At 69.7% G+C, this 24,129-nt stretch carries 23 protein-coding genes and 1 pseudogene; 7 read left to right on the top strand and 17 right to left on the bottom strand.

Annotation, left to right across the window (positions count from 1 at the left end; all coding sequences use genetic code 11):
* Positions 1 to 65: 65 nt before the first annotated feature.
* From ACRSBM_RS41850 to ACRSBM_RS41835, 4 genes are all read right to left on the bottom strand, one after another.
* Positions 66 to 1,004, bottom strand: coding sequence for a hypothetical protein (locus ACRSBM_RS41850; RefSeq protein WP_434452293.1), 939 nt, complete (start codon positions 1,002 to 1,004; stop codon positions 66 to 68).
* An 87-nt stretch (positions 1,005 to 1,091) separates the two neighbouring features.
* On the bottom strand, positions 1,092 to 2,606 hold the full coding sequence (locus tag ACRSBM_RS41845) for a tripartite tricarboxylate transporter permease (RefSeq protein ID WP_434452291.1): 1,515 nt from the start codon (positions 2,604 to 2,606) through the stop codon (positions 1,092 to 1,094).
* Positions 2,607 to 3,125, bottom strand: coding sequence for a tripartite tricarboxylate transporter TctB family protein (locus ACRSBM_RS41840; protein ID WP_434452289.1), 519 nt, complete (start codon positions 3,123 to 3,125; stop codon positions 2,607 to 2,609).
* Positions 3,122 to 4,090: a Bug family tripartite tricarboxylate transporter substrate binding protein gene (locus ACRSBM_RS41835; protein ID WP_434453471.1), complete on the bottom strand. Its 969-nt coding sequence runs from the start codon at positions 4,088 to 4,090 to the stop codon at positions 3,122 to 3,124. Before ACRSBM_RS41835 ends, ACRSBM_RS41840 begins: the two co-directional genes overlap by 4 nt.
* Before the next feature lie 130 nt (positions 4,091 to 4,220).
* On the opposite strand from ACRSBM_RS41835, the gene ACRSBM_RS41830 reads away from it, so the two are divergent.
* Both ACRSBM_RS41830 and ACRSBM_RS41825 read left to right on the top strand, forming a co-directional pair.
* Entirely contained in the window at positions 4,221 to 5,759 is a 1,539-nt protein-coding gene (locus ACRSBM_RS41830) for an ATP-binding protein (RefSeq protein WP_434452287.1), read from the top strand.
* Positions 5,756 to 6,421 carry a response regulator gene (locus tag ACRSBM_RS41825; RefSeq protein ID WP_434452285.1) on the top strand — a complete coding sequence of 222 codons (666 nt, stop codon included), beginning with the start codon at positions 5,756 to 5,758 and terminating at the stop codon, positions 6,419 to 6,421. The genes ACRSBM_RS41830 and ACRSBM_RS41825 overlap by 4 nt, the downstream gene beginning before the upstream one ends.
* 292 nt (positions 6,422 to 6,713) lie before the next feature.
* Here the strand turns inward: ACRSBM_RS41825 and ACRSBM_RS41820 are convergent, their stop codons facing one another.
* Both ACRSBM_RS41820 and arfB read right to left on the bottom strand, forming a co-directional pair.
* Positions 6,714 to 7,973 carry an IS701 family transposase gene (locus ACRSBM_RS41820; RefSeq protein ID WP_434450549.1) on the bottom strand — a complete coding sequence of 420 codons (1,260 nt, stop codon included), beginning with the start codon at positions 7,971 to 7,973 and terminating at the stop codon, positions 6,714 to 6,716.
* A 56-nt stretch (positions 7,974 to 8,029) separates the two neighbouring features.
* Positions 8,030 to 8,452: an alternative ribosome rescue aminoacyl-tRNA hydrolase ArfB gene (arfB, locus tag ACRSBM_RS41815; RefSeq protein WP_434452283.1), complete on the bottom strand. Its 423-nt coding sequence runs from the start codon at positions 8,450 to 8,452 to the stop codon at positions 8,030 to 8,032.
* Positions 8,453 to 8,825: 373 nt separating this feature from the next.
* Here arfB and ACRSBM_RS41810 point away from each other — a divergent pair.
* Positions 8,826 to 8,969, top strand: a pseudogene (locus ACRSBM_RS41810) (DUF397 domain-containing protein); the annotation flags it as partial.
* Between the two features lie 55 nt (positions 8,970 to 9,024).
* Here the strand turns inward: ACRSBM_RS41810 and purM are convergent.
* The 5 genes from purM to ACRSBM_RS41785 all read right to left on the bottom strand — a co-directional run bounded on the left by purM (position 9,025) and on the right by ACRSBM_RS41785 (position 13,113).
* A complete protein-coding gene (gene purM, locus ACRSBM_RS41805) occupies positions 9,025 to 10,086 on the bottom strand; it encodes a phosphoribosylformylglycinamidine cyclo-ligase (protein ID WP_434452282.1) in 1,062 nt (353 codons plus the stop codon).
* Between the two features lie 31 nt (positions 10,087 to 10,117).
* Positions 10,118 to 11,623 carry an amidophosphoribosyltransferase gene (purF, locus tag ACRSBM_RS41800; RefSeq protein WP_434452280.1) on the bottom strand — a complete coding sequence of 502 codons (1,506 nt, stop codon included), beginning with the start codon at positions 11,621 to 11,623 and terminating at the stop codon, positions 10,118 to 10,120.
* Positions 11,624 to 11,738: 115 nt separating this feature from the next.
* A complete protein-coding gene (locus ACRSBM_RS41795) occupies positions 11,739 to 12,050 on the bottom strand; it encodes a hypothetical protein (RefSeq protein ID WP_434452278.1) in 312 nt (103 codons plus the stop codon).
* Positions 12,050 to 12,367, bottom strand: coding sequence for a hypothetical protein (locus ACRSBM_RS41790; protein ID WP_434452276.1), 318 nt, complete (start codon positions 12,365 to 12,367; stop codon positions 12,050 to 12,052). Before ACRSBM_RS41790 ends, ACRSBM_RS41795 begins: the two co-directional genes overlap by 1 nt.
* Positions 12,367 to 13,113, bottom strand: a complete 747-nt coding sequence (locus ACRSBM_RS41785) for a maleylpyruvate isomerase N-terminal domain-containing protein (protein WP_434452274.1) — start codon at positions 13,111 to 13,113, stop codon at positions 12,367 to 12,369. The genes ACRSBM_RS41790 and ACRSBM_RS41785 overlap by 1 nt, the downstream gene beginning before the upstream one ends.
* 95 nt (positions 13,114 to 13,208) lie before the next feature.
* On the opposite strand from ACRSBM_RS41785, the gene ACRSBM_RS41780 reads away from it, so the two are divergent.
* A complete protein-coding gene (locus ACRSBM_RS41780; RefSeq protein WP_434452272.1) occupies positions 13,209 to 13,532 on the top strand; it encodes a type VII secretion target in 324 nt (107 codons plus the stop codon).
* Positions 13,529 to 15,499, top strand: coding sequence for an alpha/beta hydrolase (locus ACRSBM_RS41775; RefSeq protein WP_434452270.1), 1,971 nt, complete (start codon positions 13,529 to 13,531; stop codon positions 15,497 to 15,499). The genes ACRSBM_RS41780 and ACRSBM_RS41775 overlap by 4 nt, the downstream gene beginning before the upstream one ends.
* A 6-nt stretch (positions 15,500 to 15,505) precedes the next feature.
* On the opposite strand, the gene ACRSBM_RS41770 is transcribed toward ACRSBM_RS41775, so the two are convergent.
* Positions 15,506 to 15,850, bottom strand: a complete 345-nt coding sequence (locus tag ACRSBM_RS41770; protein WP_434453469.1) for a sterol carrier family protein — start codon at positions 15,848 to 15,850, stop codon at positions 15,506 to 15,508.
* An 89-nt stretch (positions 15,851 to 15,939) separates the two neighbouring features.
* Between ACRSBM_RS41770 and ACRSBM_RS41765 the strand changes: the two genes are divergently transcribed.
* Together ACRSBM_RS41765 and ACRSBM_RS41760 are read left to right on the top strand one after the other, a co-directional pair.
* Positions 15,940 to 17,505, top strand: coding sequence for a hypothetical protein (locus ACRSBM_RS41765; RefSeq protein WP_434452268.1), 1,566 nt, complete (start codon positions 15,940 to 15,942; stop codon positions 17,503 to 17,505).
* Complete coding sequence (locus ACRSBM_RS41760) at positions 17,502 to 19,202, top strand: hypothetical protein (RefSeq protein ID WP_434452266.1); 1,701 nt, start codon at positions 17,502 to 17,504, stop codon at positions 19,200 to 19,202. Before ACRSBM_RS41765 ends, ACRSBM_RS41760 begins: the two co-directional genes overlap by 4 nt.
* Here the strand turns inward: ACRSBM_RS41760 and ACRSBM_RS41755 are convergent.
* The 5 genes from ACRSBM_RS41755 to ACRSBM_RS41735 form a co-directional block, all read right to left on the bottom strand.
* Positions 19,197 to 20,840: a glycosyl hydrolase family 28-related protein gene (locus ACRSBM_RS41755; protein WP_434452265.1), complete on the bottom strand. Its 1,644-nt coding sequence runs from the start codon at positions 20,838 to 20,840 to the stop codon at positions 19,197 to 19,199. The two genes, ACRSBM_RS41760 and ACRSBM_RS41755, sit on opposite strands and share 6 nt — an antisense overlap.
* A 56-nt stretch (positions 20,841 to 20,896) precedes the next feature.
* On the bottom strand, positions 20,897 to 21,703 hold the full coding sequence (locus ACRSBM_RS41750; RefSeq protein WP_434452263.1) for an ESX secretion-associated protein EspG: 807 nt from the start codon (positions 21,701 to 21,703) through the stop codon (positions 20,897 to 20,899).
* Positions 21,700 to 22,992, bottom strand: a complete 1,293-nt coding sequence (locus ACRSBM_RS41745; protein ID WP_434452262.1) for a hypothetical protein — start codon at positions 22,990 to 22,992, stop codon at positions 21,700 to 21,702. The genes ACRSBM_RS41750 and ACRSBM_RS41745 overlap by 4 nt, the downstream gene beginning before the upstream one ends.
* Before the next feature lie 16 nt (positions 22,993 to 23,008).
* Positions 23,009 to 23,380 (bottom strand): transcriptional regulator, encoded by a 372-nt coding sequence (locus ACRSBM_RS41740; protein WP_434452260.1) that lies wholly within the window; start codon positions 23,378 to 23,380, stop codon positions 23,009 to 23,011.
* Positions 23,381 to 23,504: 124 nt separating this feature from the next.
* Positions 23,505 to 24,098 carry a DUF3558 domain-containing protein gene (locus ACRSBM_RS41735; protein WP_434452258.1) on the bottom strand — a complete coding sequence of 198 codons (594 nt, stop codon included), beginning with the start codon at positions 24,096 to 24,098 and terminating at the stop codon, positions 23,505 to 23,507.
* Positions 24,099 to 24,129: the final 31 nt, after the last annotated feature.

Genomic DNA, 24,129 nt, shown 5'->3' with positions numbered 1-24,129 from the left:
CATCTCTCCCAGTGGCGGCGGCATTACGCGCCCTGGGCCGGGTGGCCCAGGGCGCAGTGCTCTGATCAGGCCGGATAGACCGCGAAATCATCCATTTGGACCCATGAGTCCGTGCCGGGAGCCCAGTAGCCGAGGAACACCGTCACGCCGCCGTTCGCGCCCGTGGCGAAGTCGATGGTGTGCTCCTGGTAGCCGTTCACGACGCCGTACGGCCGCTCCACCAACCCGTTGGCCGCGCCGCGCACGCCGAGGTAGCCCGCGCCGAACACCGGCGACGTGCGGAGGAAGACGCGCATCCGGTACGAGGCGTACGGCCGCAGCGGGACGTACTGCGTGACGGCGTTCCAGTTCCGGGAACCCGTGCGGATGAACGCGTTGTTGCCGCCGGAGTTGGCATAGCCGAGGCGGATGTCGACGCCCTTGTAGTCCGGGCCCTCGGCGTACCACGGCGAAGAGATGCCGCGGTGCGGCTGCCGTTCGAAACCGCCGTCCTTCACCAGGTTGCGGTACACGCGCATGGTGACGGTGAAGCCGCCGGTGTTGTCGGACAGGTTCTCGTCGTTGATCCCGAGGTCGACGTGGTCGGCGCCGGTGGAGTAGTAGGTGGCCGGGTCGAGGCAGCCGGTGTTCGCGGCCAGGAACCTGGTGTTGTTGCTGCGGAACTTCCCGTAGAGGGAGTAGATCCGGCCGCCCTGGTGCGGCCAGTTGCCGCCCCAGGTGATGGTGTTCTCGCCGGCCGGGCCGTGGCTGCCGGACCAGCCGCCGGTGTTGATCGTGCCGGTGGCGCTGACGTGGATGACGTCACCAGGCTCGAGTGCGAGGGGCGCGGCCGTCAGGTACGCCGATCCGGGCACCCACTTCGTCGCGGTGAACGTCGGCGCCTGACCGGCACCACATCGCGACCACGGGGTCATCGGCGCCGGAGCGGCACCGGCCGCGGGTGCGCTCTGCACACCCGCGGCCAGGCCGATCATCGTCAGGACCAGGAGGAGAAGGTTCCTCATCGTGCACTTCCTTCCCGAAGGCGGTGGGCCTTGCGAGAGGTACGTGCGCGGTTCGGAGCGGATCTCCCCGAAAACTTCGAAGATTTTTTAGGCGTCGGCCTTCTCTCGTTCCGGCTGAGCCTCCGCGGTGGGAGGCTTCGGCAGGAACCGCCTGATCAGCGGGAAGAACAGGATCACCAGGATGACCACGTAGACCACGACCGCCATCGGGCTGTTGACCAGGCCGGTCAGCGAGCCGTCGGAGAGCTGCAGCGAGCGGCGCATCTGCTGTTCCGCGGCCGGGCCGAGGATCACGCCGATGATCGCGGGCAGCACCGGCAGGCCGTAGCGGCGCATGGCGAAGCCCAGCAGGCCGATCACGAACATCAGCAGCAGGTCGAAGATGTCCGCGTTGACCGCGTAGGCGCCGACCGAGGCGAAGAACAGGATGCCCGCGTAGAGGTACGGCCGCGGGATGCGCAGCAGCTTCGCCCACAACGGCGCCAACGGCAGGTTCAGCACCAGCAGCAGGGTCAGGCCGATGAACAGCGACGCGATCAACGCCCAGACCAGACCGGCCTCGCGCTGGAACAGCAACGGACCCGGCTGGATGCCGTACTGCTGGAACGCCGCGAGCATGACCGCCGCGACCGCCGTGGTCGGCAGGCCCAGCGTCAGCATCGTGACCAGGGTGCCCGCGGCCGAGGCGGAGGCCGTGGACTCCGGACCCGCCACGCCCTCGATGGCGCCCTTGCCGAACTCGTCCTTGTGCTTGGAGAGCCGCTTCTCCGTCACGTACGACAGGAAGGTCGGGATCTCCGCGCCACCGGCCGGGATCGCGCCGAACGGGAAGCCGATCACCGGGCCGCGCAGCCACGGCTTCCAGGTGCGCTTGAGGTCGCTGCGGGACAACCAGGGCCGGCCGACCGGGATCGGTTCGAACGGCTTGCGGCGCAGGTGGGCGGTGACCCACAGGGCCTCGCCGACCGCGAACAGCGCCACCGCGACCACGACGATGTCGATGCCGTCGGCCAGGTGCAGCGAGCCGAACGTCAGGCGCTGCTGGCCGGTCATCTCGTCGAGGCCGACCAGGCCGAGCGTCAGGCCGATGAGCAACGAGGCGAACCCGCGGATGCGGGACGCACCGAGCACCGAGGTCACCGCGATGAACGCCAGCACCATGACGGCGAACAGGTCGGGCGCGCCGATGTCGACGGCGTGCTTGGCCACGAGCGGCGCCAGCAGGACGATCAGGATCGTGCCGATGATGCCGCCGGTGAAGTGGCCGATGGCGGCGGCGGCAAGCGCTTGCGCACCACGTCCCTTGCGGGCCATGGGATTGCCTTCGAAGGCGGCCACGACCGCGGCGCTCTCGCCGGGTGTGTTCAGCAGGATCGACGTGGTCGAGCCGCCGAACATGCCGCCGTAGTAGATGCCCGCGAACATGATGAACGCGCCGGTCGGCTCCATGCCGTAGGTGACGGGCAGCAGCAGGGCCACCGCCATGGCCGGGCCGATGCCCGGCAGGACACCGATCGCGGTGCCCAGCAGCACGCCGATGGCGGCGAACAGCAGATGTGTCGGCGTCAGCGCGGTCGCGAAGCCGTCGAGCAGTTGTTCCACCTAGAACACCTCCATCAACGGGCCACCGGGGAGCGGGACACCGAGCAGGTTGTTGAACACCGCGAACGTGAAGATCGACAGGCCGGCCGCGATCAACGGGTCGCGCACCAGGTTGCGGCTGCCGAGCGCGTAGGCGGCGCCCCAGAACAGAATCGCGCCGGAGATCGGGAACCCGACCACGCCGATCAGCGCGGCGTTCGCGAGGAAAGCGCCGCACAGCAGCAGGACCGTGCGCCAGTCGGCGGGTGCGGACAGGTCGACGTCCTCGCCGGCCTCCGCCTCGCCCTTGCCGCCGCGCAGCACGTCGCGGGCCAGCAGCGCGGCGACGATCAGCAGCAGCGAGCCGATCAGGATCGGCACCGCCTTCGGGCCGACGGGACCGCGCTGGGCGAAGTCCGTGGGGATGCGCAGCGCGTCCGTGAGCACCAGCACGGCGAGCACGACCAGCAGGGCGCAGATGCCCAGCTCGGAGTGGTCGCGGAGCCAGCTCCTGCGCTCCGGCTTCGTCACGGTCGTCATGCCAGCCCCAAGTCCTTGAGCACCGTTTCCACCCGCTTGTTCTCGTTCTCCAGGAAGGTCCTGAACTCGTCTCCCGGCGCGAAGGCGTCGGTCCAGCCGTTGCGCTGCAACGCTTCTTTCCACTGCGGCGTCTTCTGGAGGTTCTGGAACACCTCGACCAGCTTCGCCCTGTCGGTCGGCGAGATGCCCGGCGGCGCCACGATGCCGCGCCAGTTGGTGAACTCGACGTCCACACCGGACTGCTTCAGCGTCGGCGCGTCGATGCCGTCGATGCGGTCCTTGCTCGTCACCGCGAGCACCCGCAACGTGCCGGCCTCGATCTGGTCGCGGTACTCGCCGACGCCCGAGACGCCGAACGCGACCTTGCCGCCCAGCACGCTCGCCAGCAGCTCGCCGCCACCGTCGAACGGGATGTAGTTGACGGTCCTCGGCTCCAGGCCCACGGCCTTGGCGATCAGCATCGGCGCCAGGTGGTCGGGGCCACCGGGAGCCGAACCGCCGCCGACCGTCACGGTGCCGGGGTTGGCCTTCCAGGCGTCCACGAGTTGTTGCATCGACGTGTACGGCGAGTCCTTCGCGACCACGACGATGTCCGGTTCCTCGATCAGCTTCGCGATCGGGGTGGTGTCGAGCAGCGAGTTCGGCGACTTGTTCGTGTACACCGCGCCCACGACGCCCAGGCCCATCGACATGATCAGCTTGCCGTTGCCGCGCTCACCGACCGTGCGGCCGAGCCCGACCGTGCCGCCGGCGCCGGGGAGGTTGAACACCTCGGCGTTGCGCAGCAGGTCAGCGTCCTCCATGGCCTTCGCCGCCGTGCGGGCCGTGATGTCGTACCCGCCACCGGGCGCGTTCGGCACCAGCACCCGCAGCGCTCGCACCTGGCTCGACTCGCCGCTGTCCGCACCCGGCGTCAGCAGCGGTGGCACGAGCAGGACGGCGAGCAACGCCGTCGCCACCGCCACCCACACCTTCACCGACACTGTGATCCCCGCCTCTCGTCCGCGTGGTTGGACATGTTGCTCTGGTGTAAACCTTGATGTCGCTCTTGCGCTTCTAAGGTTTCTTTCGGTCTTTCTGGTCACGGGAGGTTTCATGCGTCGCCGCCGTTCCCTGGCCAGTCAACTCCTCGCATGGCAACTGGTAGTCGTCACGTTGCTACTGTGCGCGGTGGGCGCACTGACTGTCGTCCAGACGGGCAGCAACTTTCGCTCCAACGAGGAACGGCGAATGCTGTCGGTCGCCGAGACGGTGGCGGCGAACTCGCTGGTCCAGGAGCGGATGGGCAACTGGCGCGAGCTGTCCGCGCCCGCCGAGACGGCCCGCAGCCTGTCCGGTGCCTCCTACGTGCTGATCCTCGACGACGAGCGGCTCGTGATCGCCTCGCCGGACCCGGCGCAGATCGGGTCCACTCTGGACACGAGGACCACCGCGCTGGAAGGCAGGTCCTGGACTGGCACGATCGGCGACTCGATCGAGGCGCACGTGCCGGTGTTCGACCCGGTCAGCCGCCAGGTCAACGGCATGGTGATCGCGGGCGCGGAGGAGCCCGGCATCTTCGCCGGCGCGCTGGAGCAGCCCGTCGACGTGCTGCGCTACCTGGCGATCGCGCTGATCATCGGCGTCACCGGGTCGTTGCTGCTGGCCCGCCGGGTGAAGAACCAGACGCTCGGGCTGGAGCCGCACGAGATCACGGCGCTGGTCGAGAACCGCGAGGCGTTGCTGCACGGCATCCGCGAGGGCGTCGTCGGCCTCGACGGGCAGAACCGGATCACGCTGGTCAACGACCATGCGAGCGACCTGCTGGCGTTGCCGGGGGACGCCCTCGGCCGCTCGGTCGAGGACCTGGAGCTCAACGACCGGCTGCGCGACGTGCTGACCGGCCGCGCGACCGGCGTCGACCAGCTCGTGCTGCGGCAGGGCGTGGTGCTGACGTTGAACCGCATGCCGATCGAGGGCGGCGAGGGCGCGGTCGTCACGATGCGAGATCGCACGGAACTGCTTGCGCTGCAACACGAACTCGACGCCTCACAGCACGCGACGGACACACTGCGGGCGCAGGCGCACGAGTTCGCGAACCGGCTGCACACCATCGCCGGACTGATCGCGCTGAAGGAGTACGACGAGGTCACCAACTACATTCACCAGATCAGCTCGGCACAGGACCAGTGGCGGGCCGAGGTCGGCTCGTCGATCGGCGACCCCGCCGTGGCCGCGCTGCTGATCGCCAAGGCGTCGCTCGCGGCCGAACGCGGCACGGCGCTGCGGATGGGCCCGGACAGCGTGCTGGGCCGGGTCGACGAGGCCCTGTCGGCGGATCTGGTGATGGTGCTGGGAAACCTCGTCGACAACGCGTTGGACGCGCTGAGCTCGCCCGGCACCAACGGGGCTCAGAAGTGGATCGAGGTGGGTGTGATGCAGTTGGACGACGAGGTCCAGGTCGTGGTGCGCGACTCCGGTCCCGGTGTGGCGCCGGAACTCGCCGACGAGGTGTTCCGGCACGGGTTCACGACGAAGGCGGCATCGCACGGCGAACGCGGCATCGGGCTCGCGCTGATCAGGCGGGCGTGCCTGCGGCGCGGCGGTTCGGTGAGCGTGTCCGGTTCGGTGTTCACGGCAAGGCTGCCCTGGTGATCCGGGTGCTGGTCGTCGACGACGACTTCATGGTGGCCAAGGTGCACAGCGGTTATGTCGCGCGCACAGAGGGTTTCGAGGTCGTCGGTGTCGCGCACACCGGCGGCGACGCGTTGCGGCTGGTGTCCTCGTTGAAACCGGATCTGGTGCTGCTGGACATCTACCTGCCGGACGTCAACGGACTGGACGTGCTGAAGTCGTTGCGCGCCAACGAGGACGTGGACGTCATCGTGATCACCGCGGCGACCGACGTGGAGACCGTGCGCAGCGCGATGCGCGGCGGCGTGCTGCACTACCTGATCAAGCCGTTCGACTACTCGGCGCTGCGCGACCAGCTCGCGCACTTCGCGTCGTTGCGGGAGAAGCTGCACGGCCTGGACTCGGCCGGGCAGGCGGACGTGGACCAGGTGTTCGGTGCGCGGCCGACCTCGAAACCGTTGCTGCCCAAGGGTTTGACGCCGGAGACCGCACGGCTCGTGGAGAACGCGCTGCGGTCGCACCCGGAAGGGTTGTCGGCATCGGAATGCGCTTCCTCCACCGGCGTTGCCCGCGTGAGTGCGCGCCGGTACCTGGAGCACTTCGTGTCGATGGGACGGGCGGAGGTCCGGCTGCGGTACGGCGGAACCGGCCGTCCCGAAAGGATCTACGCGCTAGTGCCGTGACCGGCAGCCTTTGCCCCGTATTTCGACGTTCAGACGGGTGCATCGTGGTGCCGGCCCCGCGTCCTCATCCTGGATGGCTGTGGGCGTGGGGCCGGTGCCGCGAGGCGCCCTGCTGGGCGCCGGAAGACGAGGTGAAGGTTGCCGGTCACGGCACTAGTAGTGCTTTGTTAGGTGTTGCTGACCTGGGGTGTTGTTGTGGGTGTTGGGGTCTGGACGGGTTGTCGGCAGGTGTGGCAGACGCCTGTCCAGACCGCGAGTAAGGCCTGGAGTTCGCGCAGGACCGCGTAGAGCGTCAGGCCTGCGCAGGGGCTTTTGGGGTGCGGCGGAGCTGGGTGCAGATGGCTTGGGCGACGGCGGCGAGGGTGACGTGGCGGTGCCAGCCGAGCCAGGAGCGGCCTTCGAAGTGGTCCAGGCCGAGGCCGTCTTTGAGTTCGCGGTAGTCGTGCTCGATGCGCCAGCGGATCTTGGCCAGCCGCACCAGGTCCCGCAGCCGGATGTCGGCGGGCAGGGTGGAGAGCCAGTAGTCGGTGGGCTCGGGTGCGCCGGGCGGCCATTCGGCCAGCAGCCAGCACTCGGGCAGGCTCCCGTCGGCGGCGCGGGGGATGTTGCGGTTGGCCGGCCGGACTCGCAGCGTGAGGAACCGTGACCGCATGCTCGCGGTCGGATTGCCCGGTGACTTCTTGGTTCCGTGGCGCCAGACCACGAACCTGCCGGCCGATCGGCCCGCGTTCATGACCAGAGTCTTCAGGTCGACAGGTTTGTCCTGGTAGCGCGGCCCCGGCGGGCGGCCGTTGCCGGCCCAGGCCGCGGTCGTCGGCATCGCCTCGGCGGGGTGGGCGGTCGCGGCCGGGCTGACGGCCAGCACGTAGGTCAGGCCGCGTTCGGTCAGGCCGAGCCGGAACTCGGTGGCATCGCCGTAACCGGCGTCGGCCACCACCGGCCGCTGCGGCAGGCCCCAGTCGCCGGTGACCTCGTCGAGCATGTCCAGCGCGAGGCGCCACTTCTCCCGATGCCGCACCTCGTCCGGGATCACACTGCGGGCCCGGCGCGTCCGGATCTCGGCGGCCGTTGTGTCATCGGCGGTTTTCTCGTCGTCCCACGATTCCGGCAGGAACAACCGCCAGTCGATCGCGGCCGAGGCCCAGTCGGTGACCGCGTGCACGCTCACCCCGATCTGACAGTTCCCGGTCTTGCCCAGCGCGCCGCAATACATGCGTGCCACACCGGGGGAATCCTTGCCGTCCTTGGGAAAACCGGTGTCGTCGATGACCAGCGCGTCCGGGTCGACGAACTTGCCGGCCCAGGCCGCCAGGCGTCGCCGCACCTCGACGTGATCCCACGTCGAGGTGCTCACGAACTGCTGCAACTGCTGATGATCGACCCCGAGCCGCTCCGCCATCGGCTGCATCGACTTGCGCTTGCCGTCCAGCATCAACCCGCGCAGATACAGCTCACCCTTCGCCCGCTGGTCACGTCGCGCGAACCCGCCGAACATCGCCGCGGCGAAGTCCTCGATCACCGGCCGAACCCGAGCCATCTCCTCCGGAGTCACCCGGCAAGAAGATCACACACGACAGCCACCCGAACATCCCACCTAACAAAGCACTACTAGTCCCAGGAGCCTGAACGGCCGCGCTTGGTTTCGGCGCGACGCTTCTTGCCCGCGATGCGGCGTTCCTTCGAACCCTTCGTGGGCTTCGTCGGCCTGCGCACCGGCGGTGGCGCAGCGGCGGCCGCACGGAGGATCGCGGCGAGGCGTTCGCGGGCGGCGGCGCGGTTCTGCAGCTGCGCGCGGTGCTCGGACGCGGCGATCGTGAGCACGCCGTCGACCAGTCGGTTCTCCAGGCGGTCGAGCATCCGGCGCTTGAGGTGCTCGGGGATGGACGGCGAGGCAGCCAGGTCGAACGAGAGCTCCACGCGGCTGTCCGCCGTGTTCACTCCCTGCCCGCCCGGCCCACCTGACCTGGAAAAACGTTCGCGCAACTCGGACGCCGGCAGCACCAGCGTCCGAGTCACGGTCACGTCGTTCATGTCTTCCAGGTTAGAAGGTCAGGCCCGGAAGTGTCGCGACCTTTATCTGGGCGCTCCCACGACCTGCGGTTGGCCGTAGCCGGCGAGCCGTGGCCTCAGTATTCGCGGGTTTCGGAGTCCGCTGATCCACGATCGCGACTTCTCGCCCTCTGATCAACGGTTGTGCGATGATCATCGGCAGCCTGATCACGTCCCCCGGCCGCGCCCAGTCCGTACGACCGTTGCGGCGGTGCAGCGCCACCGTGCCACGGAGCAGAGGACACCCGCGCGTGGTGGTCACCGTGGTCGAGCGTGATCCCCAAGTGGCTTCAGCTGTTCGCCGGGCTGGAAGGCATGGCCGACAGCATGTTCCTCTACGAGCCGCTCCTCGTACTCGGCCGAGAACGGGGCGTGCGTCGAGATGGCAGTGGGTTCGGCCGCCACCGGCGTGCGGGACTCGAAGAACCCCGGCGGGCCGAGGCTCGCGTTCGGCCACGCCGGTTGGACGGCGTTCCTCGACTCGGTTCGCGCTCAGTAGCGATCGCCGGCCAGGCGGCCGGCGATCTCCTACTCGCGTCTGCCGACGCTCACCCTCAGAAGCGCGGGTGGTCGCCGACGAGCGCGGCGCCGCCCTCCGCGGACTTGGTGATCTCGCCGAGCACCCACGCCGGGACGTGGCGGGCCGTGAGGACGGCCAGTGCGCGGTCGACGTCCTCGGGCGCGACGACGGCGACCATGCCGACGCCCATGTTGAACGCCTTCTCCATCTCCTCGCGCTCCACGCGGCCGCGCTGGGCGATGAGCTGGAAGACCGGCGCGGGCGTCCAGGTGCCGCGGTCGAGCTTCGCGTGCAGGCCCTGCGGCAGGACGCGGGCCAGGTTCGCGGCGAGGCCACCGCCGGTGACGTGCGAGAACCCGCGGACCTCGGTCTCGGCGATCAGCGCGAGGCAGTCCTTGGCGTAGATCTTGGTCGGCTCCAGCATCTCCTCGCCGAGGGTGCGGCCGAACTCCTCGACGTGGCCTTCCAGCGGCATCCGCGCGATCTCCAGCAGGACGTGCCTGGCGAGCGAGTAGCCGTTGGAGTGCAGGCCGGACGAGCCCATCGCGATCACGACGTCGCCGTCGCGGACGCGGTCGGGGCCGAGCAGCTTGGAGTGCTCGACCACGCCGACGCCGGTGCCGGAGATGTCGTAGTCCTCGTCGCCCATCAGGCCGGGGTGCTCCGCCGTCTCGCCGCCGAGCAGCGCGCAGCCGGCCTGGACGCAGCCCTCGGCGATGCCCTTGACCAGCGCCGCGATCTTGTCGGGGACGACCTTGCCGACCGCGATGTAGTCCTGCACGAACAGCGGCTCGGCACCGCACACGACCAGGTCGTCCACGATCATGGCGACCAGGTCGACGCCGATGGTGTCGTGCTTGTCGAGCGCCTGCGCGATGGCGATCTTGGTGCCGACGCCGTCCGTGGAGGAGGCGAGGACCGGCTCCTTCCAGCGGTCGAGCTTGAGCTGGAACAGGCCCGCGAAGCCACCGATGCCGCCCAGCACCTCGGGCCGGTTCGCCTTGGCCGCCCACGGCCTGAGCTTCTCCACCGCCTCGTCACCTGCGGCGATACTGACTCCGGCGGCGGCGTAGGTGGCCTTGGCGCTGTCGGTCACGTCAACTTCTTCCACTTAGGTTCTGTCGAGCTCAGGGGCGACGCAAAGCGTCTTCGGCACCATAGCCGTTGGCCAGGACGGGAGCGGCCGAGCCCGAGACACCCTTGAGGCCCTCGAGCAGGTGCTTGCCGATGAGCGCGTCCTGCGGCAGTTCGATCGGGTACTCGCCGTCGAAGCACGCCGAGCACAGCCGCGTCTTGGGCTGCTCGGTCGCCGCGATGAGCTGCTCCAGCGACACGTACCCGAGCGAGTCGGCGCCGACCGACCGGCGGATGCCGTCGTCGTCCAGGCCGTTCGCGATGAGCTCCGCCCGCGAGGCGAAGTCGATGCCGTAGAAGCACGGCCACTTGACGGGCGGCGACGCGATCCGCACGTGCACCTCGAGGGCACCGGCCTCACGCAGCATGCGGACGAGCGCGCGCTGGGTGTTGCCACGCACGATCGAGTCGTCCACGACGACCAGCCGCTTGCCGCGGATGACGTCGCGCAGCGGGTTCAGCTTCAGCCGGATGCCCAGCTGGCGGATGGTCTGCGATGGCTGGATGAACGTCCGGCCGACGTAGGCGTTCTTGACCAGGCCCGACCCGTACGGGATGCCGCTGGCCTGCGCGTAGCCGATCGCGGCCGGGGTGCCGGACTCCGGCACCGGGATCACCAGGTCGGCCTCGACCGGGTGCTCCTTGGCCAGGCGGCGGCCGATCTCGACGCGGGTGGCGTGCACGCCGCGCCCGGAGATCGTGGTGTCCGGTCGCGCCAGGTAGACGTACTCGAAGATGCAGCCCTTGGGCTCGGGGGTCGCGAACCGGGTCGACCGCAGCCCGTCGGCGTCGATCGCGATGAGCTCACCGGGCTCGACCTCGCGCACGAAGCTCGCGCCGACGATGTCGAGCGCCGCCGTCTCGCTCGCGACGACCCAGCCGCGCTCCAGCCGGCCGAGGACCAGCGGGCGCACGCCGTGCGGGTCACGCGCCGCGTAGAGGGTGGACTCGTCGGAGAACGTCAGGCAGTACGCGCCCCTGACCGTGGGCAGCAGCTCCAGCGCGGCCTGCTCGATGCCCTTGTCGGCCGCCGCGTGCGCGAGCAGGCCGCAGAGGATGTCCGAGTCGGTGGTGGCACCGTTGCGCTCGACGATGCCGAGGCCCTTGGCCTTGTCCAGCAGCTCGGCGGTGTTCACCAGGTTGCCGTTGTGGCCGAGGCTCAGCCCCGACCCCGCGGCGGTCGTGCGGAACGTGGGCTGCGCGTTCTCCCAGGTCGTGGACCCGGTGGTGGAGTAACGGCAGTGCCCGACGGCCACGTGGCCCTTGAGCGACTGCAGGACCTGCTCGTCGAAGACCTGGCTGACGAGCCCGAGGTCCTTGAAGACGACGACCTGCGCCCCGTCACCGACCGAGATGCCCGCCGCCTCCTGGCCGCGGTGCTGCAGGGCGTAGAGCCCGTAGTAGGTCAGCTTCGAAACGTCTTCACCGGGAGCCCAGACGCCGAAGACGCCGCACTCCTCACGGGGTTCCTGTTCGGACTGGGAATGGTCGTCGACCACCGAATTGGCTCCCTCACGACGGGGCTGGCTGCAACCCGAGTGTATGTGGAGCAGGGGGCCAACTACCCCCTTCCGACCCCTGGTGAGGTGATGAAACTCATGCCTTCAGCCCACTTCAGGCCTTCCTGCACCCGCTGAGCGTCGTCTGGTCCGACTCGTGCCGGGCGACGCAGACCACACCGTCGTCCACCCCGACCGTGCCGGCGATCTCGTGCTCCTGGGCGGACAGGCCCTTGAGGTGATCCTGTTCCGCGTCCTGGGGCAGGGAGCCGACGGGTTCCAGCCGGACCCGCTTCTCGACCGCGCCGCTGGCGTCGATCTTGTGGTCGTAGAGCTCGGCGACCTTGAGGGTGATGTCGCCCTGCCAGTTCGAGGAGCAGCCGGCCAACACAAGGCAACCGGCGAGTGCCGCGATGGTCTTCCGCATCACGCCTTCTTACAGTTCTTCAGGTGCGTCACGACGTTCGAGTTCCCGAACGCGTTCCCCTTCTCCTGTTCAGCGGAGCACAGCAGTTCGTCGCCGACCTGAGCACCTTCGACTTCGAACGTCAGCAAGAACTGACTCCTCAACTGCTCAGGTTCCAGCGTGCCCTTGGGCGGATCTCCCACCAGTTCGAGGTCGAAGAACTCGGACGAGCTGGTGTTGTGCGATGAGACGATCTTGTACCGAAGCTCCTGTTGCCAGGACGCCGCACATCCGGTCAGCGCCAGACAGCCGATCAGGACGACCGCGAGCTTGCGCATCAATGCCCCCGTCCGACCTGGAGGACGTCCAGCACGCGCTGGTCGCCGGTCATCTCCTTGAAGTTCATCCGGTTCCACAGCCAGAAGTAGACGAGTTCGGCCTCACCGGTCACCTGCGCGTCGCCCTCCTCGCCGGGAGCGGCGGCACGAACCTCCGGCGCCTCGCCCGTCGCCAGGGAGATCAACCACGACTCGGGCACATCGGCCGGCCGGACCGTGGCGGTGCCGGCCACCAGGTTCGGCACGTCGCCGTCGAGCTTGGCCGCGACGATCGTCGTCAGCACCTCGTCGATGCCGTCGACGCAGAGGTCGGCGTCGGTGGCCACGACTCCGCGGACGACCGTCTGCGCGTCGAACCGGCGCAGCACGGTCTCGTGCGCGATCCGGCGGTGCCAGACCCACGCGAGGTCGGGCGCCGCGGGCGAGAACGTCCAGACGGGGCGGTTTCCCGGCACGGCGGTCAGGATCTCCGCGGCGGCGGTGATCTGCAGGTCGAGGTACTCCAACGGCGACAGGCCCGCCTGCGGGGCGGGCGGCTGCATCGCCGTGCGGCTGCCGGTGCGCAGGTACGGGGTGGAGGTCTCCAGGAAGCGCCCGAGGTGGATGACCAGGTCCTGGACGGTCCAGCCGGGACGCGTCGGCACCTCGGCCGCCGGGTCGGCGTCGGCCACCGCCTTGCGGAACATCTCTACCTGCTCGATGAACACAGCGGTCCACCGCTGGGCCGTCCACCCTGTCTGCACCATGAGCGACATCGTGCCCGAAACGTTCATCGCGCGAGTGGGGAACCGGCCATCATGTAGCTGCGTCGCAGTGATCGAGGACCAACACGGGGGTGGCGATGTTCGGCGTTGAGCCAGAGCTGCTGCGCAACGCGTCCAAGGAGTTCGGCAACGGCTCCGACGCGGTGCGCGAGGCAGCGGAGATGATCTCGATGCTCAGGCTCGACGCGGGTGCGCTCGGCGAGGTCGACGCCGCCGCGGAGTTCGCGGACGCGTTGTCGAAGTTCGTCGGCACGCACTCCCAGGACCTGCGGCGCGGTTCCTCCTGGTACACCGACGCGGCCGAAGGCCTCGTGTCGAACGCCGAGACCTACCAGCGCACGGACGACGACCACGCGTCCGCGTTGAAGAAGCTGCTCAGCGGTATTGGGGGCGGCAGGTGAGCTACCCGGATCCGGAGAGCCTCTACGGCAGGCTGGCGTCCGGCGACGTCGGCCGCATCGCCGCCGCCGCCGACCCGATCACCGGGGCCATCAGCGCGGTCGGGCGTGCGGGCGAGTCCGTCGCCAACGGCGGGAAGACCGCCGTCAGCAACTGGACCGGTGACGCCGCCACGAAGTTCACCGCGCGCGCCCAGCTGTCCGCCACCGCCGCCAAGACCGCGGCCGAACGACTCGGCGCGGGCGTCGACATCGTCCAGGCCGCCTCGCGCGCCTACGGGCAGATGCGGGGCGCGGCGGACCAGGCGATCAGTGTGTGGCGCGGCCGTCCGCCGGGCATGGACGCTGAGCAGACCCGCCAGCTCGCGAACCAGGTCAACAACGCCCTCAACAACGTGAAGTCGGGCTACGACAACGTTCTGCGGTCCTACGCGAGTGCGCTGACGAAGATCCCGCCTGGCTTCGAGGAGTCGGCACGCTCGGACAGCGGCTGGAGCCGCGCCGCCCAGGGCGTTGGCGCGGGTGGCGCACTGCCTCCCGTCCCGCCGCCGGGAAGCGATCCCAAGGCCGTCGCCGACTGGTGGAAGTCGCTCAGCAAGGAACAGCAGGAAGCGCTCAAGAACACCAAGTACCAGGAGCTCGGCCAGCTCCGCGGCCTGCCGGCGGATGTGCTGGACTACGCGAACCGCAAGCGGATCCCGGAGGACGCGGCGCGGTTCAACGCGGAGAAGGACCAGCTGAAGCAACAACTGGCCGACCGTGCACGCGAGCTCGGCGTCGATCCGAACTCTTCAGAGGGCCAGCGCGCTCTGCGCAACGACGCCCAAGGCTCGCAGCTGATGTCGCAGTACGACGAGGCGGCACGTCGCGCGAAGAACGCGGACGATGCGGTCGGCGCGTTGGCGGAAGCCGAAAGGCTGAGCAAGGAGACCGGTAAGCAGGCGTACGTCCTCGCGTGGAGCCCCGACGGCGCCGGCGCCAAGGAAGGCGCGATCGCCGTCGCGTTCGGCAACCCGGACACCGCGAAGAACGTCGCGGTCTGCGTGCCCGGCACGACGTCCACGCTCAGCAGCTTCGGCCTGGACCAGGCCTCGAACCTCAGCGCGAAGATGGGCGACGACGGTGCGGCCATCCAGTGGCTCGGCTACGACGCGCCGGAGTTCCTGCCCGGCCAGGTGAACGACCCCGAGCAGGCCCGCGAGGGTGGCGCGATCCTCGCGCAGGACGTCGAGGGGTACCGCACCGCCAACCCCGGCGCGCACGTCACGGTGATCGGCCACAGCTACGGCAGCACGGTCGTCGGCTACTCCGCGATGGACAACGGTCTGAAGGCGGACGACATCGTGTTCATCGGCTCGCCGGGCGTCGGCGCGTCCAACGTCGACCAGCTCTCGGCCGGTGCCGGGCACGTCTACGTCGGTGGCACCGAACACGACCCGGTCATCCAGGCCACGAGTGGTGACTGGTTCACCGAGGACGGGTCGTCGACCGGTCCGTACGACTCCTCGTTCGGCGCCAAGACGTTCGGCACGTCCGGCGAGGACTGGATCGGGCATGCCCACTCGTCGTACTACGACAAGAACTCCGAGTCGCTGCAGAACCTCGCCAGGATCGCGAACGGTGACGGCGGCAGCGTCACCGAGCAGCGCTGGCAGGACGCTCCCACGCCGCGTGAGGTGCCCGGTTCCGACCTGCCGGTGGCGGGTCCGATCATCGACTGGGGGGTCAACACCGGCAAGGAGGTCGCCGACATCGGCGAGGACGTCTGGCGCGGCGGCGGCCAGGTCGTCGAGGACGTCTCGAACGGCAACTGGGGCGACGCGGCGGGCCACGCCTGGGACACCACCAAGGAGGTCGCCAGCGACGCGGGCGACGTCGTGGTCGACACGGTGGGCAACGCGGTGGAGCTCGGACGCGACGTCGTCGAGGGTGTCGGCGGCGCGGTGGAGACGATCGGGTCGTGGTTCTAGAACCTTCTAGAACTTCACGACCGGCAGCAGGTGCGAGAGGTCGGCACGGGTCCCCGACGCGGTGACCCGGCCGTCCAGCGCGTCGACCCACTCCAGCCTGCCCGTGGCGAGCTCGAGCCACGTCCGCGCGTCGGTCTCCACGACGTTCGGGGGCGTGCCGCGGGTGTGGCGCGGGCCTTCGACGCACTGCACGGCGGCGAACGGCGGAACGCGCACCTCGACGCTGCGGCCGGGCGCGATCTGTTCCAGCGTGCGCAGGCTCAGCCGGACGGCGGCGGCGAGCACGGGACGTTCTGGCTGGTCAGCCTCACCGCGCAGCCACGGGAGCACGGCCTGCACCGCGGCGCGCATCTCGGTGGGGTCGACGGCTCTGGCTGGCACGCCGCCCACATTAGCGAAGGGGGCAGCGGTGCTCCCGGAGCTGTTGGTATATCTGGGCGGTGATCAGGAACTTCGCCGTCGTCGGGCCAGGGCAGGCGACGAGGGAGCGGCTGACGGCGGCTCTCGCGGCGTCGCCGGACACGGCCGTCTACCGGATCGGCCGCGGCGCGGACCCGTTGCCCGTCTCGGCCACCTTCGACCCCGCGGACCAGCCGGGCTGCCGGAGCGTGCTGGACTGGTTCGAACGCGGTGCGCCTTCGGGTGCGGTGCTGCTGGTGGACGACTGGGCGCTGTGCGTCGAGTTCGACCCGGAGCTGGACCGGACCGTCGAGTGGATCGCCGCGTTCGGGCCGGCGCAGGGTGTGCAGGTCGTCGTGACGGCGCGGAGGTGGGCGGACCTGCCGGACCGGTTGCGGCGCCATCTGCTCGGCGAGGCCACGGACTTCCTTGCGTGGCACGGCATCGAGGCTGATCTCAGCAACAAGTACCAGCGCAACGACCTGAGGGCCGCCATCGGTGGCGACGCACGCGGATGGCCGGTGTACCTGCACATCGCCGTTGGCGCCGACGGGTACTCGGGCGCCTACTACGGCACGGCCGCGCAACGGGAGCAAAAACTGCTCGCCGCGCTGCTGGGGCTCATGGTCACGCACTCCTCGAAGGACCTGAACTTCGGTTGCTTCGACATGAGGAACACGGGCATGTTCGACGGGCTGGATCACGCGCCGCACATGTCGTTCAGCCTCAACGGTGACGTGCCGGACGAGGTGTTCGAGCGGTTCCGGGTCGGTCTCGACGGCGAGCTCGCGCGGCGGCAGGAACTCGTGCACCAGGCCGGTGGATGCCGCAACTTCCACGACTACCGCGACAAGCTCGACGCCGGTGAGGACCTCGAACCGATGGCCGCCCTGCTGCTCTGCGTCGACAGCGCCGAGGTGCTGATCGAGCGGTGCCCCCGCTTCCAGGACACCCTGACCGCGCTCACCCGCGCCGGCCGGACCATGGGCGTCTACCTGCTGTACTCCGGTGCCGCGTTCCCGGAGCAGCTGCCGTTCACCGTCCCGGAGTGGCCCTTCGGAGTGCCGCCGCACGACCTCGAGGAGTGGGCCGAGGTGCTGCCGCCCGCGCTGGCCGGTTCCGGCCCGCCCGCACGCCCGGTCGTCCAGCCACCGCTGCACGAGAGCCAGGCCGGCCTCACGCTGGACATGCTGCCGCCCGGCGCCATCGGCCTGGTCGACATGCCGTTCCCGCAACGCCGTGACGCCATCATCCCCACGTTCACCGAGGAACGGCGGCACGGCGCCATCGTCGGCAAGCCGGGCACCGGCAAGAGCACGACGCTGCGCACCCTCGGCGCCGTGCTCGGCCACGACGTCGGGCGCTACCAGTTCCTCGACGGTCCGGGCGAGCCTCTCGACCCGCAACGCCACATCGTGGTGACGGCCCGCTCGTGGGACCAGGTGCCGCCGTTCATCAGGAACAGCCTGGGGTTCGCGATCGAGTTCCGGCTCGACGACCCGGCCACGTCCCTCGTCGACGCCCAGCAGGCCGCCCGCGTGCCGGACCAGCCCGGTTTCGGCCTCTCCGTGCCCCACCGGCTCCCCGCACGGATCGCGGTCCCGTGACCCATCTCGCCCTCGTCGGCCCACCGCACCTCACCACGCCGCGAATCCCCGTGGGCCAAGGCGTCTACCGCATCGGCAGAGGTGAGGCGGCAGGAGTCGCGGTGAGCTTCGACCCCGCCGACGAACGGCGCCGCCGGAACCTGCTGGCCTGGTTCGAGCGCGGCGCGGAGCCCGGTGCGACGTTGCTGATCGACGACTGGAAGCAGTGCGGTGACAGCGATCCCGGCCTCGCCGACTCCGTGCGGTGGATCACCGCGGCCGCGCGGGAGGTGAAGGTGGTCATCACCGCGCGGTCGCTCGGCGACCTGCCGGACCGGGTGCCGCTGCGGGTCGAGGTGCTGGACATCCTGTCCCTGCACGGACTGGGCCGCTTCACCAAGGCCCTCGCGTGGAAGGGCAGGTGGTGGAAGGTTCCCATCGGTGTGGACGGCCGCGGCGAACCTGTCGTGGTCGAGCTGACCCACTTCGCCGACGGGAAGTGGCGGACGGGGTCGCATCTCGCCGTCACCGCGCGGGAGTCGTTGCGCAGCCTGCTGCTGGGCCTCATGACGACGCACTCGCCCAAGCTGTTCCAGGCGATCCTCGTCGACGCACGTGACTCCGGCCTGTTCGCCGGGCTGGACCAGGCACCGCACGTGCAGGCTCATCACCGTGACGTGGCAAGGGATCCGGCCCCGCTGGCGGCGGCGTTGCTGGCGGAGTCGGAACGCCGGCTTGAGATCGTCGGCAACACCTGGACGATCTTCGACCACCGCGGCTTCGACCAGGTGCTGCCGCAACTCCTCATCTGCGTCAACGGTTTCGACGACCTCAAGGCGACGGAACTCGGCAGGGCGCTCGCGACCATCGCGGCCGACGTCGGCAAGTCCGGGATGCAGCTGCTGATCGACGCTCCGCACGAGGTGGCGGACGTGCTGATCGACGACTGCACGGCGCCCGCGAACCTCGAAGAGCTCGCCCGTGAGCTGCCAAGGCTGATGCACCGGCCCGCGCCGTCACCCGACTTCTTCACCCTGCACGAGATGCCGAACCGGTTCGACCGGCCGCACGCCTGGCGGCCGAGGCCCGTCAAGCTGCAGTACCGGGTCGCGGTGGGCACGGACGAGCACGGTCAGCCGATCGAGATCGACATCAAGTCGAACCACCTGCAGGACGGGATGGGCCCGCACGGCGAGGTGGTCGCGCCGGACGAACGACGTGCGGAAGGCATCCGTGCGCTGGTTCTCGGCCAGATGTTGCGGCACTCACCGGACGACCTGCAGGTCGTGTTCGTCGACTTCCACGGCATCGGGGTCTTCGCGGGTCTCGCGAACGCGCCGCACGTCCGGGCCGTGGACCTGCTGGAAGACCACGAGCTGCGCACCAGAACGCTGGCGGAAGGCAACTTCCGGAACATCTGGGACCACCGGGCGGCGGGACTTGTCCTGCCCGAGCTCATGATCTGCATCGACGGTGTGCACGGGCTGCTGGCGGAACGTCCGGAGTTCAGGGAGGTCCTGCGGACCTTGGCCACGGCGGGACGCACCTACGGGCAGCACCTGCTGCTGTCCGACACCACGCCCAGCGAGCACGCGTCGTACCGGCTGGAGTTCACCGAGCAGGGCTGGACGCGGCGCATCGGCAGGTCGGTGGAGAGGTTGACGCTCCCCACCGACCTGGACGACGTGACGCGGTCGCTGCCGTCGGCTATGTCATGAGCGACGTAGTTTCCGTTGCGCGTCATAGAGGTTGCGCGGGGTGACGTCGGTCGTGCCGTAGAGCTCCAGGCGCGAGTTCAGCTCGCCTGCGAAGTCCGGCCTGTCGACCTGGCCGAAGTCGCGGACCTCGGAGATCGCGACGGTGGCGCTGCACGGCGCTACCTGGTCGATGCGGACGTTGCCCGCGCGCTGGTTGGTGACGGTGACGTTCCAGTGCGCGAACCGGGCGCCGTACAACGGGCCGGCGTTCGCGCTGCCGCCGTGGGCGCCGACGTTGTTGATGGTGATCTCGGTGCGGACGTTGGCGAACGGCAGGCCGCGGTGGGTGTCGAAGACGTCGTGGTCCATCCGGCCGCGGGTCCAGACGTTGCCGCAGGACAGGCCTTCGACGTTCAGGCCGTGGTTGCCCGCACCGGTCTGCGACGGTTCGGACGGGGCCTCGATCACGAAGCCGTCGGTCAGGTTGTCGTGGGACTGCTCGCGGGTCGCGTACGCGTGGTGGTGGCCGCGACCGGAGACACGCGTGTTCAGCAGCGAGATTCCCTTCGCCGAAACCAGGAGGAAGCCGTTGTCGACGTCCTGGACGTGCACGTCGTCGGCCCAGCAGTCCCAGGCGCACTGGAACGCGAGCCCGTTGTACCCCTTGTCCTGCAGGTGCTTCGGCGTCGGAACCTTGAACATCTCGATCTTGATGCCCTCGACGCCGGCGCCCCTGACGACCGGGGCCATCGTGGTCAGGCGCGGCTTCCACTCCGGACGGATCTCGAGCGGCAACGGTTGCGCGAGCTTGACCCTGTTGCCGCGCACCCACTCCACGCGCACCGGCCACAGGAACGGGAAGTACGACAGGAGCTTGTCCTTGTCGTCCCACCTGTAGGTGGCGGTGCCGGGGACGTCGCCGCACATGTGCTTCGGCAGCGAGTAGCCGTCGTCGTCCAGCCGCAGCAGAACGCGCTGACCGGCACGCAGCGTCCGTCCATTCTCGACGGTCACCACGAACGAGCCGCGCGCGGCGGAACCGGTGACGGCGGTGAGCGTCTCGCCGGCCTCCAGCTCGTTGCCCGTCCAGCCTTCGAACGGCCACTGGCGAGCCTTGATCGCGTCGACCAACGGCTGGTAGCGGTCGCGGTGGCACACCCACACCAGGCCGCCCGACCAGCTCCACGCCGAGTTCTCCGAGCCGTAGCGGCTGCGGTTGATGCCGACGATCTCCTCCAGCGACCGGGTCGCGTAGAACGTCGTCCGCGCGCTGCCCGCACCGCGCAGCACCACGTTGTCGTAGCCGATGCGGACGATGTCGTCGATCCGGTACCGGCCCGGCGGCACGAGGACGGTGCCGCCACCGAGCCTGCCGATGAACTCGATCGCCTTGTTGATCGCCGCGGACGCGTCGGCCGAGCCGTCCCGGCGCGCTCCGAAGAACAGCACGTTCGCGAGGACCGGCCGGCGGGCGGGCTTCTCACCGGTGCGGTAGCCCGCGTAGGCGACGTTGGGGATCTGCGGGTGGTTGTAGGGGTTCGCGACGAACTCCTGCCACAGCGAAGCGGGGGACGCTGCCGAGGCAGTCCCCGCCATCACTGGCGTGCCGACCAGCGCAACCCCTGTAGCCAGCAGGAATCGCCGTCTGTCGATGTTCATTTCGCCGTCTCCAAGGGGTCTTGGCCACGGCGGCGGTGGTCAGATCAAACCAGACATCACGCGCCCGCGGAACGAACCGCCTCGGAGATCAGCTCGTCGACCTGGTGCAGCATCCGGCGCGCGTCGGTCGGGGTGAACGTGCTCCACGGCGGCTGGCCGTTCGACGAACGGCGTTGCTGCAGGTAGCGGCCCTCTTCGGTGTCGAAGAACGCGACCACGCGCTCGGGCCGCCAGCGCTTGCCGTACTTGTCGCGAGCCGCGGCACCGAAGTTCCCGGTGTGCACGATCCCGGTGAACATCTTGACCATCGCCTTGGCGTCGGCCTCGCGCAGGCCGACGCCGCGGAACGCCGCCTCCATCGACTTCGGCGAGCCGTCGGTCTGCGAGATCGCCTTCTCGACGTCCGCGCTCGGCAGCGTCACCGACAGCCCCGTGCCCGCCGGGTGTGCGGGCAGCGTGGACAGCACCGCCGAGGCGAGCCCGGAGCCCGCCCACGGCTGGAACGTCAGCTGGTCGTCCCGCAACGTCGCGAGCGCGCCCCAGTCGCCGTTCGCCACGGCGAGGACGCGCAGGCTGTGCCCGAGCCAGAGGCGGCCGTCCGCCTCCCGCTCCGGCTTGACGAACATGCGCAGCAACCCCTCCAGCTCGGAGGAGAGGCCGCGCGAGTTGCCCAGGCGGCGGTGGTCCAACTGCTGGTAGACGCGGTTCTCCAGCTGAATGCGTTCGTCCCGCGTCTTACCGGGGGTGGGAACCTTGAGAACGAGCGGCATGGGGCCGACGTTCATGCGTTCCCACACCACGTCGAACTCCTCGGCGGAGAGAGTGATCGGCTCCCTCTCCGCCGGACCGCCGAACAGACTCACTCCGAGAAGCCGCCGATGACCGGCGGCGCGACCATGCGCTCGTCGCCGAACACGTCGTCGGTCTCGACCAGGTAGTCGGCCGCCTTGTGCTCGATGTCGTCCTCGCCCTCGCCCTTCTGGCCGTGCGCGCCACCGGCACCCATGCCGGCACCGGCCGCGCCCTTGCCCGCGCCCGCACCGGCACCCGTACCGGCACCCGCGCCCACGGCACCGCCGCGCACGCCGTCAGGGCCGGAGCCCATGCCGGACATGCCGCCGGGCAGGCCGCCCTTCAGCGCGCCCTGGCCGGACGCGCCGAGCGAGCCCGACATCGGGCCGAACGCCTTGCCGCCACCGGGACCGGGCTGACCACCGCGAGGACCACCGGGGCCGGGCTGACCACCGCGAGGACCACCGGGGCCACCGGGGCCGGGCACGCTCGTGGTCGGCCGGGTGAACACCGGTCCGCCGGTGATCGGCGTCGGGGTCGGGGTCGGGGTCGGCTGCGGCAGGTTCGTCGGAGGCGGGGTGTACGTGGGCGGCGGCGTCGACGGCGGCTGCGTCCACGACGTGTGCGTGGAGTCGGTCGGCGGCGGGGTCCAGCCCGTCGAGACCTGGTGCTGCGGGGTCGGGGTCGGCTGCGTCCACGACGGGTTGGTCGTGTCGGGGTTGCCGGTCGGCGAAGGGGTGCCGGTCGGCGAGAAACCCACGCGCGTGCTGCCGGTGCCCGTGTCGCCGGGCGGCGGCGTGTCGATCACGACCTGCGGCGGCGTCGGGAACTCACCGAGCGTCGAGGAGTTCCAGCGGCTGTCCGACTGGTAGTCCTCCATGACCTTGACGGCCTGGGCGGCGGCGTTGTCCGCGGCGGCTTCCTGCCGCTCGTGGTCCATCTGCTGACCCACGACGTGCGCCATGCCGACCGGACCGGTCAGCGCGCCGACCGCCATGTCCATGAAGCCGGGCTTCTCGGTCGTGATCGGGACGACCTCGGGCATCTTCTTGCGCGCGTCGGCGATGTACTCGCCCTGCAGGCGCGCGGAGCTCTCCATGGTCGTCGCGCCGTTCTCGGCGAACCCGGCCCACTCGGCCAGCGGCGACAGCGCGCCCTGGGCGGCGCTGGCGGCGTCGGACTCCCAGTCCGCGCCCATCTTGGCCAGGCCGGCGTGCAGGTCGGCGTCGATCTGCGCGAGCGTCGCGGCGATCGTCTTCCAGCCCTGCTCCACCGGGATGGAGGCGGCGACGCCGGGACCGGAATTGATCATCTGGTACAGCTCGGGGTGCGCGTACCCCTGGAAACGGTGGTCAGTCATCGGTCAGTCCCCCCTCTCAGTCCTGGTCCCGCAGGTGCTTGCCCCACATGGCCGCGTTGTCGCCCTCGGTCATGCGGTACTGCTCTTCGATCATCTTGAGCTGGTCGATCACGCCGACGAGCTGGTTTCGGTAGAAGTCCAGCGCGGCCAGCGCCTTCTCGGTGGTCTGCTCGTTGAACGCCTTCGAGGTCTCGCTGCTGATCGGGTCCTCGGCCCACGGCCTGGTGGGCAGGTCGTTGACCGCATGCGTGACCTTGCCATCGAACTCCGCCAGCGCGTGCTCGAAAGCCTTCCTCGCCTGTGGAATGGCTGACGGGTCCACCTTCAGCTTGCGCTGACCGAACTCGGGGGGCGACGAAGCGCCACCTCCACCATCCGCGAGAAACACGGCACACCCTCCTCAGATACGGCCCCCAGGGGTTGGGCCGTGTGTGCATTTGGGACGACTTTAGCTCTGATGCATTACGCGAGTGACCGGTTCCCGATACAAGGCGCGTAGTTCTACTCAACTGTCATTTGGTCGCCAGCACGGCGGCGACGGCGCCGGCGAGCGCCTTGGCCTGGTCGCACGCGACCTCCGCGGTGTTGGTCTTCACACCGAACACCCCACCCACGTCCACCAGCAGCAACTGGCCCTCGTTCGCGTCGATGTAGACCTCGCAGACCGGGGCGCCTCCCGGGGCCACCCGCTGCGCCAGGTAGGCGGGATATCCCGCGACCTGAAGCGGTGTGAGCTTCGCCTCACCCATCGTCCGCTTCAACCTGTCCACGCCGCCGTTGAGGAGCGTGTGGATGCTCGAGACGTACTTGATCTGCGTATAGGTCTGGTCGCACCGCTTGCTCTCCTCCCCGTAGTCGGAGAGCGGCTTGCCCGGTTCGACCTTGCTCAGCCCCAGAGCGGTCTTCTGCTCCGGCGTGATCAGCGAGCACGGGTCGATGGTCTTGAGGTCGACGGCCTTGGGCCGGTTCACCGGTGCCGTACCGGCCGAAGATCCGGTCGTCGGCGCGGAGCCCGTCTGGTTCCCCGCGGACGGCGTCCCGGGCTCTGTCGCAGAACACCCGGTCAGGACCGCTGCCAGCAGGAATGGGACGGCAAGTCGACGCATGCCGGCCAACGTATCGGATCACCGGGCACGG

It is taken from the genome of Lentzea xerophila (assembly GCF_051094245.1).
GTDB lineage: Bacteria > Actinomycetota > Actinomycetes > Mycobacteriales > Pseudonocardiaceae > Lentzea > Lentzea xerophila.
Note: the sequence above shows the minus strand (reverse complement) of the source record. Positions and strands in the feature narration are given on the sequence as shown.